This is a genomic window from Clostridium sp. CM037 (assembly GCF_055081095.1).
Window position 1 is genome coordinate 1,717,608 of sequence record NZ_CM143650.1, and the last position, 14,048, is coordinate 1,731,655.

The 14,048-nt window shown below is 30.4% G+C and carries 15 protein-coding genes; 10 read left to right on the forward strand and 5 right to left on the reverse strand.

Annotation, left to right across the window (positions count from 1 at the left end):
* Positions 1–55: 55 nt before the first annotated feature.
* The gene (gene ytfJ, locus ACWJKP_RS08180; protein ID WP_165412059.1) at positions 56–478 is read right to left on the reverse strand and encodes a GerW family sporulation protein; all 423 of its coding nucleotides are present in this window, start codon (positions 476–478) and stop codon (positions 56–58) included.
* A complete protein-coding gene (locus ACWJKP_RS08185; protein ID WP_165412058.1) occupies positions 471–1,043 on the reverse strand; it encodes a DUF2953 domain-containing protein in 573 nt (190 codons plus the stop codon). The genes ytfJ and ACWJKP_RS08185 overlap by 8 nt, the downstream gene beginning before the upstream one ends.
* 99 nt (positions 1,044–1,142) lie before the next feature.
* On the opposite strand from ACWJKP_RS08185, the gene ACWJKP_RS08190 reads away from it, so the two are divergent.
* The gene (locus tag ACWJKP_RS08190) at positions 1,143–2,273 is read left to right on the forward strand and encodes a D-alanyl-D-alanine carboxypeptidase family protein (protein ID WP_165412057.1); all 1,131 of its coding nucleotides are present in this window, start codon (positions 1,143–1,145) and stop codon (positions 2,271–2,273) included.
* A 292-nt stretch (positions 2,274–2,565) separates the two neighbouring features.
* Here the strand turns inward: ACWJKP_RS08190 and ACWJKP_RS08195 are convergent, their stop codons facing one another.
* Positions 2,566–4,158 carry a recombinase family protein gene (locus ACWJKP_RS08195; RefSeq protein ID WP_165414966.1) on the reverse strand — a complete coding sequence of 531 codons (1,593 nt, stop codon included), beginning with the start codon at positions 4,156–4,158 and terminating at the stop codon, positions 2,566–2,568.
* A 237-nt stretch (positions 4,159–4,395) separates the two neighbouring features.
* Here ACWJKP_RS08195 and ACWJKP_RS08200 point away from each other — a divergent pair, with 237 nt between their 5' ends.
* From ACWJKP_RS08200 to ACWJKP_RS08215, 4 genes are all read left to right on the forward strand, one after another.
* Positions 4,396–4,548 (forward strand): hypothetical protein, encoded by a 153-nt coding sequence (locus tag ACWJKP_RS08200; RefSeq protein WP_165414967.1) that lies wholly within the window; start codon positions 4,396–4,398, stop codon positions 4,546–4,548.
* Positions 4,549–4,760: 212 nt separating this feature from the next.
* Positions 4,761–7,079 carry an ATP-dependent Clp protease ATP-binding subunit gene (locus ACWJKP_RS08205; protein ID WP_165414968.1) on the forward strand — a complete coding sequence of 773 codons (2,319 nt, stop codon included), beginning with the start codon at positions 4,761–4,763 and terminating at the stop codon, positions 7,077–7,079.
* Between the two features lie 458 nt (positions 7,080–7,537).
* On the forward strand, positions 7,538–8,155 hold the full coding sequence (locus tag ACWJKP_RS08210) for a reverse transcriptase domain-containing protein (RefSeq protein WP_263492324.1): 618 nt from the start codon (positions 7,538–7,540) through the stop codon (positions 8,153–8,155).
* Positions 8,156–8,193: 38 nt separating this feature from the next.
* Positions 8,194–8,961 (forward strand): group II intron maturase-specific domain-containing protein, encoded by a 768-nt coding sequence (locus ACWJKP_RS08215; RefSeq protein ID WP_318038342.1) that lies wholly within the window; start codon positions 8,194–8,196, stop codon positions 8,959–8,961.
* Between the two features lie 94 nt (positions 8,962–9,055).
* Here ACWJKP_RS08215 and ACWJKP_RS08220 read toward each other — a convergent pair whose 3' ends face one another.
* Entirely contained in the window at positions 9,056–9,715 is a 660-nt protein-coding gene (locus tag ACWJKP_RS08220; protein ID WP_224579351.1) for a phosphatase PAP2 family protein, read from the reverse strand.
* 154 nt (positions 9,716–9,869) lie between these two features.
* Between ACWJKP_RS08220 and ACWJKP_RS08225 the strand changes: the two genes are divergently transcribed.
* From ACWJKP_RS08225 to ACWJKP_RS08235, 3 genes are read left to right on the forward strand one after another with little or no spacing between them, the layout of a single operon-like run.
* A complete protein-coding gene (locus ACWJKP_RS08225; RefSeq protein WP_462961485.1) occupies positions 9,870–10,832 on the forward strand; it encodes a sulfide/dihydroorotate dehydrogenase-like FAD/NAD-binding protein in 963 nt (320 codons plus the stop codon).
* The gene (locus tag ACWJKP_RS08230) at positions 10,829–12,106 is read left to right on the forward strand and encodes an FAD-dependent oxidoreductase (protein WP_165413673.1); all 1,278 of its coding nucleotides are present in this window, start codon (positions 10,829–10,831) and stop codon (positions 12,104–12,106) included. Before ACWJKP_RS08225 ends, ACWJKP_RS08230 begins: the two co-directional genes overlap by 4 nt.
* A gap of 47 nt (positions 12,107–12,153) precedes the next feature.
* Positions 12,154–12,576, forward strand: a complete 423-nt coding sequence (locus ACWJKP_RS08235; RefSeq protein WP_165413674.1) for a putative ABC transporter permease — start codon at positions 12,154–12,156, stop codon at positions 12,574–12,576.
* 196 nt (positions 12,577–12,772) lie between these two features.
* Here ACWJKP_RS08235 and ACWJKP_RS08240 read toward each other — a convergent pair whose 3' ends face one another.
* Positions 12,773–12,958, reverse strand: coding sequence for a hypothetical protein (locus ACWJKP_RS08240; protein ID WP_165413675.1), 186 nt, complete (start codon positions 12,956–12,958; stop codon positions 12,773–12,775).
* A 321-nt stretch (positions 12,959–13,279) separates the two neighbouring features.
* On the opposite strand from ACWJKP_RS08240, the gene ACWJKP_RS08245 reads away from it, so the two are divergent.
* Together ACWJKP_RS08245 and ACWJKP_RS08250 are read left to right on the forward strand one after the other, a co-directional pair.
* Positions 13,280–13,423: a hypothetical protein gene (locus tag ACWJKP_RS08245; protein ID WP_165413676.1), complete on the forward strand. Its 144-nt coding sequence runs from the start codon at positions 13,280–13,282 to the stop codon at positions 13,421–13,423.
* Between the two features lie 277 nt (positions 13,424–13,700).
* A complete protein-coding gene (locus ACWJKP_RS08250) occupies positions 13,701–13,901 on the forward strand; it encodes a hypothetical protein (RefSeq protein WP_165413677.1) in 201 nt (66 codons plus the stop codon).
* Positions 13,902–14,048 lie beyond the last annotated feature (147 nt).

Genomic DNA, 14,048 nt, shown 5'->3' on the forward strand with positions numbered 1-14,048 from the left:
TCTTATTATGGTGGGGTTAATATTTTTAATATATAATTTGAACAATTAAGAGAAGTTATTCAGAATACTTATCGCTATCTTCGCATTCTGTATTCTTATCACAACTATCTTTAAACATACCCTTAATAATATCGATAACCTGTGGTACAGTATCAACGATTTTATCATATGTATTTTGCTGATCTACAGGCAATAGTCTTACTGAATCGTTTTTAACAACTAAAAATGCAACGGGCTTAACAGTGACTCCAGCTCCAGAACCACCACCAAAAGGATAGTTATTACTTGAGTCAGAAGACGTAACACTATTGAATTCACTACCTCCAGATGCAAAACCAAAACATACTCTTGAAATAGGGATAATTGTAGTCCCATCTATTGATTGGATAGGTTCTCCTACAATGGTATTCACATCTATCATATCTTTAATGCTTTCCATCGTGCTCCTCATCAAATTTTCAATTGGATGATTATCCATGTATATTTCCTCCTTTATATTTTTTTATATTCATTTTGTTATGTTTTATGGTTATAAGGCAAATTAACATAATAAATGCTATATAAGTAATTTTTGCTAAATTGACGTAAATTATACTCGAAATTTTCATAACAAAATCATTTTTTTTAAAATGAGGGTTAACTTTAAGATCAATATTTTTAACTTTTACAAAATCTGTTAATATTAAATACAAAAAACTATAAGTTGAATGAATTAAGCCAAATAAAATAGCGACCAATGCAGCATCATCAAATCCATATTCTAGTTTAGTATTTAAAGTTAATGTTGGTTTGAATTTTAATTTCTTAATTTTATAGGTAATTAATTTTATATCGCTTAAAATTAAAGACTTAAAGAAATTTTCTTTTAGGCTACCTTTTAAATCATTTTTATTACCATTTTTTAAAACTTTTTTAACCTTTAATTTCTTATTATAAATGTAAATTCCCAAAATTTTATTTGAGTACTTAAGGGTTATTTTTAAATGGATTGGAAATAATATAATTATTATAGTTAAAAGAAATACTATTATACATTTAAACATCTTAACCTCCCAATCTATCTAATAACTGGTATTATGTCCAATAATTTATAAAAATATCAACTTGTGTATATAATATTCGAATTTAAGAGAGGTGAAATAATGAGAAAAAATTTTAAAGTATATTTATCATTATGTTTAAGTTTGTTTTTTCTATTTTCGTCATTTGTTGAAAATGTTTTTGCGCAAGATATATATGTTAATGCTATAAGTGCTATAGCAATAGATGCTGATTCGAAAATTGTTTTATATGAAAAAAATGCATATACACCAATTGAAATTGCAAGTACTACAAAAATACTAACGGCGCTTGTAGCAATAAAATGTGGAGATTTAAACAAGAAAATAATTGTATCAGAGAAAGCAGCATCTATACGCGGTTCAGAAATAGGATTAAAAAAAGGCGAGGAAGTAACCTTAAAAGAATTGTTGTATGGACTCTTGTTGAGATCTGGAAATGACGCCGCAATTGCAATTGCTGAAGGAATTAGTGGAAGTGTTGATGAGTTTTCAAAGCTTATGAATGAGTATGCTTTAGAAATTGGATTATTGAATAGCAACTTTGAGTCACCTCACGGGTTAGACAGTGCAAATCACTATTCTACAGCGTATGATTTAGCTTTAGTTACTGCAAAGGCAAAAGAAATTAAATTTTTTAATGATATAGTAGGATCTAAAGATGTGGATGGTAAACAGAATAACTTTACTAGAAGTTACCACAATATAAATAAAATTTTATATCTTTTACCAAATTCAACAGGAGTAAAAACAGGATCTACTGGAAAGGCAGGTAAATGTTTAGTAACTTCTGTTAAAATTCAAAATAGAGATGTTATTATAATTACACTAAATTGTACACCTAGATGGAAGGAAACTGAGAAAATAAGTAAGTATGTTGAAAAAAATTATGAATACAAAAAAATAATCAGTAAAAATGACATTTTAGAACATCTAAGCATAAAAGACGGAGTGGGTAATGTTGAAATAGTAAGTAAAAGAGATATTATAATTCCAGTAAAAAACAATCAAAAAATAGAAGTCAAAATTAGAAAGCCACTAAATGAGATTTATGCCCCAATACATGAAGGGGAAGAGGTTGGTAGGATAGATGTATATGCAAATAATAAACTCTTATTTACAGAAGCCTTAGTGGCTAAAAATTCTATAAAAAAGAAAAATAAGGTTAGACAAGAATTTGATAAAATTAAAGATTTAATTATACCTAACAAATAAGAGAGAATATAAGTCTCTCTCTTATTTGTTAGAAAACTTTAACAGTGTACAAATACAATTTCTGGTTATTTTTCAAGGTGATTCATTGATAATAATGATTTATATAATTTAGATTTTTCTAATATGTGGCAATGATTAATTATGAATATTAAATTTAAGTTGTAACAAATTTCACAATTTCAAATATTTTAATAGTATAGTACTTTAGGAGGTTAGAATGATGAGTTATGAACCCTACGATTGCATTGATGTAGGAAGTGAATTTTGTCCTTGCCACACTAAACTGCGATAATCAGTTTAGTGTTTTAATTTTTACAATGCCTCTAGCGCCATCCCAGTATATTGAGTTTACAATATTATTAATTAATAAGCGTTTGTTATTAAAATCTAAGATATCCATTATTGATGAAAAGCTATTTGAAGAATTTAAAAATTTATCTACAATCGGATTATTATTTTTAAATTTATAGGAAGTAGAGGCTAAGTCTTTATATTTAACACTTAATTTTTCTAATTCAATTCCTAATTTGTAAATTTGAGGCCTTATATATTTGGATATTTCATTGTCCAAAGATAATTGATTTACTAGAATATCTATTTGATCTTGTTTTATATTTATTTGTGATGATAAACTCTCTATTTCAGATTGTACCAAATTAGTTTTTGATAGTTCGGATTTTATTTTATTTAACTCCTCTAATAAAATATTTCTTGAAATTGTGATATTTTTTAAATTATCTATAACTACCTTTTCGAGTTCATCTACGCGTACATTAGGATTATTACATCGCTCGCCTTTTGAATAATCTTTAGTACTACAAACATAATACTGGATTTTTTTATTAGTTGTTGCACTAATATGACCATGTTTAACAATCATACTTTTACCACATTTAGAACATTTTAAAATTCCGGTAAGTAATGCTGCTGCAGAGGTTCCGAGCCGTGGTGCCTTGTTTTTATTATCATCTAATATTTGTTGAACCTTAAGCCAATTGAAAGCATCAATAATTCCTTCGTGTTTAGAAATAGCAGCTATCCATTCAGTTATATCTCGTTTAATCCTAGCACCTTTACTCTTATTATAAGTTATAATACCTTGTTTATCATTAGCTTTTCCCATTACATTCATGCCAATAAGCTGAAGGTGATTCATAACAGCTTCATTTGCTCTAACGTAAAGGGGGTTTCTTAATATAAGTTGAATCCTTTTCTTATTAAAGTCAGCGCCGTTTTTTGTTTTAATATTCTTTTTAAAGATGAAAATAAAAACCTGGCTAATAGATTTATACTGTAGATATTTATCATAAATAATTTTTACTACATCTAATTCCTTTTTTATGGGTGATAATGTATACATAGATTTTTCTCTAAATTCACCATCCAAATAGGATAGTTTTCTACTTTCATACCCCAAAGGGGTTTGACCTCCTAACCATCTTCCACTTTTAGCGAGTTCTAACATATTGTCACGAACCCTTTCACCAATAGTTTCACGTTCTAGCTGCGCAAAAACAGATGCAATATACATCATGGCACGACCCATAGGGGTTGATGTATCAAACTGTTCATTAACACTTATAAAGCTAATGTGTAAACTATCTAATTCATTTATAAGAGTAGTAAAATCAGAGATATTCCTACTAATTCTATCCAGTCTATAACAAATTAGTACATGAAATTTTTTTTCCCTTGCATCAATGAGCATTTTTTGAAACTGAGGCCTTTTGATATTTTTTCCTGAAAAACCTTCGTCCTCATATATTATAAATTTTTCGATTTCTAAATGATTACATTCATGTTTACATAATTCAATTTGGTTAATTATCGATTCGCCTTTTCCTGTGATTTTTGATTTTCTGGAGTATATAGCGGCAATTTTCAATTTATTACTCCTTAATAATTGATTTATAAAATTTATAAAAGCTTATATAAGCATTATAAATAATTATGATATATTCTATAAACTATAATTTCTTCACAAAATAAAGATATGTATTTTAGAAAAATAATATTACGTAATCATGTATATAATTAAATATATATGGGTATATACATGATTACGTAACACTAAGGTTAAAGATGCATACTATAATATAATAGTTTATTTGGAGGATTATAAATGAAAGTTAATTCTACAATTGTTTTAGAATTAAATAAAAAAGAAGTAGAACTCTTGGATGAGCAGTATACAAGGACTGTTGCGAAAATAATAGCTTCAGAGCTTACGTTACAAGAAATGAACGAATTAATAGAAAAGTTAATGATTAGCTAAGATATTTCAAATTGCAGGAAAAATAGCACTACAATAAAGAGGAATATATGTATAATAGTAGAATAAAATAGAAAAGTAAAAGAGTTAAAATAATAAGGAGCAGTTATTCTATTAATGAGAAATAAACAATCAGAATATATCGAACAAATTCTATTGAAAGATGATATACTGTTATAATATTGTATACAACATAAAATATGGAGATGATTTATATGAAGTTATGTGAAATATGTAAAAAAAATATTGCAATGATATTAACATCAAGAATTGAGAATGGAAAAACCGAAACTATAGGATTATGCATAGAGTGTGCTAAAAAAAGGGGTATTCCAGTTATGGATCAATTAGTGCAACAAGCTGGATTATCCTCAGAGGATATTGAAAACTTAAATGAACAAATGGGTAATATGTTCAAAAATATGAATTTAGAGGATATAGATCTTGAGGATTTAAATGCTCCCAATATGGATATTGAGAATGGTGATAAAAAAAAGACCATTGGTAATATTTTTAATGGATTATTTTCACCTGTTGATGAAAATAGTGATTTTATAGAGGATGAAGGTCAAATCTCATCAAAGATTAAAGAAACAGCTGAAGATAAATCAAAAAAGAATTGGTTTAAAAAGAAGCGAAAGAATTTAGATACATATGGTATAAATCTAACTAACAAAGCAAATCAAAATGGCGTTGACAAGGTTGTTGGACGGGATAAAGAAATCGATAGAGTGGTACAGATTTTAAATAGGAGAAGTAAAAATAATCCAATATTAATTGGAGAAGCAGGTGTTGGTAAAACAGCTATTGCAGAAGGGTTAGCTGTAAGAATTGTAGAAAAACAAGTTCCAGAAAAATTATTTAATGCGGAAGTTTACCTGCTTGATTTAACTGCGGTGGTTGCAGGTACACAATTTAGAGGGCAATTTGAAAGCCGCATGAAGTCAATTATTGAAGAAGCTAAGGAAAATGGAAATATAATATTAGTTATTGATGAGGTGCACAATATTATGGGTGCTGGTGAGGTTCAGGGGGGTGCAATGAATGCAGCAAATATTTTGAAGCCAGCTTTGGCCAAGGGGGAAATACAAGTTATTGGAGTTACTACATTGGAGGAATATAGAAAATATATAGAAAAAGACGCAGCACTCGCGAGAAGATTTCAGCCAGTCCTAGTTGAGGAACCTAGTATAGCTGAGACAATAGAAATTTTAAAAGGAATAAGAGGCTACTATGAAGAATACCATAAAGTTAAAATATCTGATGAAGTAATTGAAGAAGTTGTAAATTTATCTGAAAGATACATAACAGAAAGATTTCTGCCAGATAAAGCCATTGATGTTATTGATGAGGCCGGTTCTAGAGCTAATTTAAAAAATAAAGGTCTTGTCGAACTTGCAGAATTAAAAGAGGAATCAGAAAAAATTCAAAATGGAAAGAAGGAAGCTGAGGTTGCCGGAAATTTTGAAAAGGCTGCAGAATATAGGATGAAGCTATGCAAAGTAAAAGAAGATATTAACGAAACTCAAGAAAAATATAGTGATGTTCAAATTACTCTAGAGGATATTGCTTTTGTGATTGAGTCATGGACTAGAATTCCAATTAAAAAAATTACAGAAAAAGAAGCGAAAAAGCTATTAAATTTGGAAGGTAGGCTACACAAACGAGTTATAGGTCAAAATGAAGCTATTATAAGCTTATCTAGAGCAATTAGGCGGAATCGTTCCGGATTTAGAAAAAAGAAAAAGCCATCTTCTTTTATTTTTGTAGGACCAACAGGAGTTGGAAAAACAGAGCTAGTTAAAGCACTATCTTGTGAGCTTTTTGGAAGTGAGGAGTCATTAATTCGTATAGATATGTCTGAATACATGGAAAAACATACAGTTTCGAAGCTAATTGGTGCACCACCAGGGTATATAGGATATGATCAGGGTGGACAATTAACTGAAAAAGTCAGAAGAAAGCCATATTCAGTGATTCTTTTAGATGAAATTGAAAAGGCTCATCCGGATGTATTTAATATGCTGCTTCAAATTCTTGAAGATGGAATACTAACAGATAGTCAAGGCAGAACTGTTTCCTTTGAAAACACTGTAATAATAATGACGTCTAATGCAGGTACTAAGTTTAATTCAGGTAATATTGGTTTTGTTCAAGGTGATTATGATATCTTAGAATCACGTGTAAAGGACGCTTTAAAAGAAACATTTAGACCAGAATTTTTAAATAGAGTAGATGAGATTATTGTATTTACCACTCTTAAAAAGGAAGAGCTACGTAAAATAGTAGATTTAATGATGATGGAAGTAATAGGAGAGGTAAAGGAAAAGAAAATTACAGTGCATGTTTCAGAAGATGTAAAGGACTTTATATTAGAAAAAGGATACGATGATAAATACGGTGCAAGGCCACTTCGAAGAACTATTCAAAAATACATTGAAGATGAAATTGCAGAGCATTATCTTGAGAATAAATTTAGTGAAGGATCAAATATATCCATAGAATTAAAAGATGACAAAATTGTTATAATATAAAGTTAAAAAGCTGCTGAAAATTATTCAGCAGCTTTTTGATTGTGCGCCCGGCATGGGCGCAATCTAATGGGTGAAAGTCCCTAGCACGGGTTAATAGTGCCAAGTGCATAGCTTAAGACAAGGGTGTCCACCGCGAGGTGGAATCTGAAGGAAGTCGGCGGCGAAACTCTGGTCTGACGAACAGAAACTACATATAAGGCATATGCTTGTGGGTAAGTTTGCAATACAAAATGAAGCCCAAAACTATTCGAAACAGGCGATGTAAATGTAGCAGATAGATGGAGTGAAAGATTGCGTTCTTACCCGGGGAGATCTGATAGGTAAGTTGTGGATATGAATTTAGAAATAACAAACTATACAGTGATGTATGGCTGAACTATCAGAAGTCAGCAGACGTCATAGTACCATGCTAAACGCGTTAGCGTGGGAAGGACTGAACAATAGGAGGTTTTGAAATTTTGAAAGATACGAAGAAATATGATGAAAGCAGACAACTTCATAAAGAAGGCTCTCTACGAGAGAATAAAGTGGAACTTAAAGGTAACGTAGAAGTGCATAGTATTTCTCCTATGTCAGAAGAAGGAAGAAACGATGTGAATAGATACGGTAATGATTTACTCGAACAAGTATCGTCGAGAGATAATATGAATAAAGCATATAAAAGAGTAAAAGCAAATAAAGGAAGTCATGGTATTGATGGGTTGACGGTAGATGAACTTCTACAACACCTAAAAGAGCATGGACAAGAATTAAGGCAATCATTACTGGAAAACAGATATAGACCTCAAGCAGTAAGAAGGGTGGAAATACCCAAACCTGATGGGGGAATAAGACTACTTGGAATACCTACTGTAGTAGATAGAGTTGTTCAACAAGCAATCTCACAAGTTCTAATACCAATATATGAAAACAAATTTTCAGATAATAGCTATGGTTTTAGACCTTTAAGAAGTGCAAAGCAAGCTGTTGAAAAATGTAGGGGATATATTAATGCTGGACATACATGGACAGTAAATATAGACCTTTCTAAATACTTTGATACGATAAATCACGATAAATTAATCACGATAAATTAATAAGGATACTATCGGAAGATATTAAAGATAGTAGAGTAATCTCTCTGATACGAAAGTATCTACAAAGTGGAGTGATGATAAATGGGGTATTTATGAATACTGAAGAAGGAGCACCTCAAGGTGGACCCTTGTCCCCATTATTGAGTAACGTAATGTTACATGAACTTGATGTAGAACTAACAAAGCGAGGACTAAACTTTTGTAGGTATGCTGATGATGCTAATATATATGTTAAAAGTGAGAAATCAGCAAATAGAGTAATGAAGAGTATTACAAGATTTATTGAGGAAAAATTAAAGCTTAAAGTGAATAAAGAAAAGAGTACAGTAGATAGATCTTGGAAACTTAAATTTTTAGGATTTTCGTTTTACCGAGCAAAAGGTGAATACAGAATGAGAGTTCCTCAAAAACCTATAAGTAAATTCAAAGCAAAGCTAAAGGAATTAACTTCAAGAAGTAATGCGATGAGCATGGAATATAGATTTATGAAACTTAAGCAAGTGATAGTTGGATGGGTAAATTATTTTGCTATCGCAGATATTAAAAGCATTCTCAAAACACTTGATGAATGGTTAAGGCGAAGGATTAGAATGTGTTTTTGGAAACAATGGAAAAAGATTAAAACCAAATATAAAAACCTTGTTAAATTAGGCTTGAACAAGAATAAAGCCTGGCAATATACAAACACAAGGAAGAGCTATTGGAGAACATCCAATAGCCCTATATTAAACAAAACATTGACCAATAAATACCTTAAAAATATAGGATTAGTTTCTATATCTGAGACATATTTATTAAAACATTAATTCTTATTGAACCGCCGTGTACCGAACGGTATGCACGGTGGTGTGAGAGGTCGCTAAATAAACTAATTATTTAGCTCCTACTCGATTAGCAGTATTATTGTTCAATATCTTGTTTTGTGAAGGTATAAACTTTTTTGGAATTATAAAGTTTGTAATGTTCTTCTACATAAATGATTGAAGTGAATATCACATTACATAAGAATATTGCGAAAAAAATATCCATTATTACGTGTTGTTTAACAAATTCAGTGGATATAATAATGAGAAATCCTAAGATATTAACTGGAATTTTAATACGTTTTCTAGCATTAGCAGCGTTAATCCCTTTAACAGCTAGGTATGCAGTAATTACATGGATGCTTGGAAAACAATTATATGGTCCATCAGAATTATAGGTAAATAAAATCAGCTTCGAGAATATATCATCCCCTGTAACAATAGGCCTTGGAACAGTTGTTTGAAAAAAGTAATAAGTGACAAAAGCAACAACATAACATAGGACTAAAGTAAGCATAATCCTATAATAAACTTTTCTGTTCTTAAAGCATAAATAAATAAAACAAAATGCTAAGAAAAACCACAAAGTCATATAAGGTATTATAAAAATTTTTATAAGTGGTAAAGATCTATCTAAATCAGTAGTTAGATCATAAACTCCTCTTTGAGTATTATTTAATGTCCAATAGAATAAATTGGAAAAAGGAACAGAACCAATAAGTAATAATGGCAATAATTTTTTTAAAAGAGCTTTCAAATAATCAGTCCTTTCTTCAATGACCATTTTAACGGAAAATAACAATAATTTCAATGATTTTTGTAAAAAGTTTTTATGAATATTATGTAATTAATATGAAAATTAAGTGATTGTATGTATATAAGTATAGACTTGATTAAAAGAATATCGTAGTTTGGCGTCTCAACCATGTCCTTGCCATCTGGCAGAAACAGGGGACTGCATATTATGTTCACAGCTAGCAGGTAAAGATTTCTGCGACTGCTGCAACTTTAATGGGGTATGTATATATCAAGAATATGTTTCAAACAATTTTAAAGCTAAAGAGGGTAGGAAATATTATCATTGTAAAATATTAGAAAAAAATAAATTAGAGGACAATGTTATTATACTTACAGTAGGTGCAAGTGATAAATTGGTAAGTGAATTAGTTTATGCGGGAAGTTATATTTTTGCACGAAGACCAGATACAGAAACGAGGTTTGATACGCCAATATCAATATTGGATACTGATACCAGAAATAATACTATAACTATTGCTATAGAAATTAAGGGGACTAAAACCAAAGCATTAGATTTGTTAAAGCTAGGGGAAGAGTTGCTTGTAAAAGGGCCATTTTGGAATGGTACTTTAGGACTAAAAAACATATATAAAGTTAAAAATAGTATATGCTTAATTGTAGCACGAGGTATAGGGCAGGCACCTATGATACCAGTACTTAAATATTTGCATGCAAATAATAATGAAAATATAGTTGTGCTTGATAATTCGCCTTATAAAAATAGTTTTGTGAGTGAGTATTTAGAAAAGTATGCTTCAAAAGTTATACAGTGCAATACTATAGAGAATGGAAGAGTAACAGATGAATTTAATAATATATTAAATGATTTGATTAGTAATAATAACATTAGTTTAGTTCACTGTGATGCTGCAGATGTTTTAAATTATGAATTGATGAAGGTCGTAGAGGATATGGACAAAAACATTAAATATTCTTGTTGTAATAATGCCAAAATGTGCTGTGGAGAAGGTGTGTGTGGCTGTTGCACAAGAATAAATAACGACCTTAAATTAAGGCGGCTCTGCAAAATGCAGACAGAACCTAAATATGTATTAGAAGGGAGGAGAATATTTTGAAGGTTATCGTAATTGGTGGTGGGTGGTCTGGTTGCAGCGCGGCAATAATAGCAAAAAAAGCAGGAGCTACGGTTGCGTTATATGAAAAAACAGATATGCTCTTAGGACTTGGCAATGTAGGCGGTATAATGAGAAATAATGGAAGGTATACTGCGGCAGAAGAAATGATAGCGCTTGGGGCAGGAGATTTAATACATTTGACTGATGAAAACACTAGACATAAAAATATTGATTTTCCGGGGCATAAACATGCCTGGCTTTACGATGTAAACAAGATCGAACCAGCAGTAGTAAAATATTTAAAAGCTATGGATATAGAATTAAACATGATAACAAGAGTGGTAGATGTTGAAAAAGAAGGCAATAGAATAAAAGGAATATATCTATCAGACGGGGAATATGTTGAGGCAGATGTATTTATAGAAACTACAGGTTCAACAGGGCCAATGGGTAACTGCTTAAAATATGGAAATGGATGTTCAATGTGCATTTTAAGATGTCCAGCTTTTGGGCCAAGGGTAAGCATAAGCTACAGAGCAGGAGTTGAAGACTTAAAAGGAGAAAGACAAGAAGACGTATATGGAGCTTTTAGCGGCTCGTGTAAACTAGCTAAGGATTCTTTAGCCGATGACGTTGTAAAACAACTAGATGAAGCAGGAGCAGTTGTTTTGAAGATTCCAGAAGAAGATATAAATTTAGAAAAACTTAAATTAAAGGTATGTCAGCAGTATGCCCTTAAAGAATTTGCAGAAAATGTAATTTTATTAGATACAGGTCATGTAAAGCTTATGACTTCATATTATCCATTAGATAAGTTAAGAAAAATTAAAGGACTTGAAAATGCAAAATATATAGATCCATATGCAGGGGGAAAGGGAAACTCTATAAGGTATCTATCAGTAGCTCCAAGGACAAATAGTATGAAGGTTATAGGCCTGGATAATTTGTTCTGTGCAGGCGAGAAGTCTGGATTATTTGTAGGTCACACAGAAGCAATGATAACAGGGGCTTTAGCCGGACACAATGCCATAAGAAATTATATAGGAATGCCTCTTTTGATGTTGCCAAGGTCCCTTGCCGTTGGAGACATAATGGCCTATGCGAATGAAAAAATGAAATCTAAAGAAGGAAGAAGAAACAGATATACTTTTGCGGGAGCGGGGTATTTTAAGAGAATGCAAGAACTTGGACTTTATACTTTAGATATAGATGAAATTAAGGGGAAAGTAGAAAAACTAAATTTAACTAATATATTTAATGAAAAACTTATATAAAAGAGGGTTAGTAGTATATTTTACAAGGTAATACACACAATATTCTCATGTGGAAAAGATTTATTATATACGGATTTTTAGGGCTTTTAGCAGAGATTTTGTGGAATGGGTTTGGAGCAATGATTAAGGGCGATGTATTACTTAGGGGCACTACCTGTATCTGGATGTTTCCTATATATGGGCTTGCTGTATTTCTTGAACCTGTGCATTATAGGATAAAACATCTTCCGCTTATTGTGAGGGGAGGCATATATATGGTCCTTATATTTGCAGTAGAATTAATTAGCGGACTACTGCTTAGGGCGTTTTTAGGTGAGTGTCCATGGAACTATGTAAATAAAAAAAATTCAATATGTGGGATAATTACATTAGGTTATGCACCGGTATGGATGGCCTACGGAATTATGTTTGAAAAAATACATGATGTTATAGTACGCATTGAAAACAGTCTCAGTGGTAATGCTAATTAGGTTTAGATTAGGTCTTAAAAATTATAAAAACTTGATGACGTAGGTTTAATGTAACAAGTACATTAAACTTACTTCATCAAGTTTTCGTTTATTATATAGGAAACAGCTTGCGGAACTGAAATGATGCATTAATAGAAATATTTGCTTTTTTCTTTTTTATTATGAGTTTACTGTTAATATAATTTGAAATTGGAATTTAAAAATAAATGTATAGCATTTTATAAGTATAGTAAAGTAATAACATAGCTAGAATACCCACTATAATCCAAAAAACAGCTAGTTTATAATCGTTTTTTTTTACCTTTGGAGTGAAAACATCAACAATATTATTAAGTGGTTTATTAATTTCTTCATGTATAATTTTTTTAAAGTCATTGTCCATTTAATACACCTCATTAATCAATTACTTATTTATATATATTATCTACATATAAATTAATATTCCATTTGTGAATAATTCCATGATTATTATAAATTTTATCATTCAATTGTGGAAATAAACTAAAATAATTGATTGTAAAACTAAAACTTTGACATATATGAAAATAAATTCTAAGTAAAGATGCTGGGTATAATAAATATTATATTGAGGAAAATAATAAAGTGAATGTAAAGAATTTTAACACAAATATCGTTATTGAGGTAAAAGTTTCAGACTTTATTTAAAAGCGGAACATAATTAAATTTGAAGGGAGTTTTAACGATGCCTGATCATCAACATGTTGGAGGTAGTAAAAATAGTAATATTGATGTTAAACGCGACGATATCAATAAACCTAAGAAAAGCAAAGGGGATAAGAAAAAACCACCTTTGTATGAAAATTTCAATGGAAAAACCCTTGATTAGGTTATAAAACTAGTGGCTAGTATTGCGTGCCTAAATCAAATGAATACATGTGGCTTAGATTATATTAGATATATGAAGGAGGTTAATAATATGCAAAAAGGCAAAAAAAGTGAAGTTAATGGTCAAGAAATTAATATTGGGACTAAAAGAACAGATGCTAGCGATAAGCAGAAAGGTGTGAAGAAAGAAAAAAGTAATTAAAATAAATTTTCATACTAAAAGCTACAGTTTTTTTAGTTTAAAGTCTTAACTATAAAAAGAAAAGGAGTGTGATTTAATGATAAGTAAAATAGAGGATTTTATAAGTGAAGGTTATAAAATAATGAAGTTTGAACGTGATATTGATAAAGTTACTGGTCAAGAGGTAGGGAAGATCGAAGTTAAGGCGTTAGACGGATATAGGCAGTATATAACCTTAGATGATAATTGTGCCGATGAAATAGAAAAAAAATTATTTGAATATTTAAAAAGTAAATAGTAAGGTTCTCTAGCTACCAAATCCATAAACGATTATGTAGTAATAAATTATGTATAACGAAAATGATGTTAATAAGATATGCTTATAACTATAAGCATATCTTATTTTTTTTGTTAGACCGGCAGGTGAGTATGCAAATACACGAAA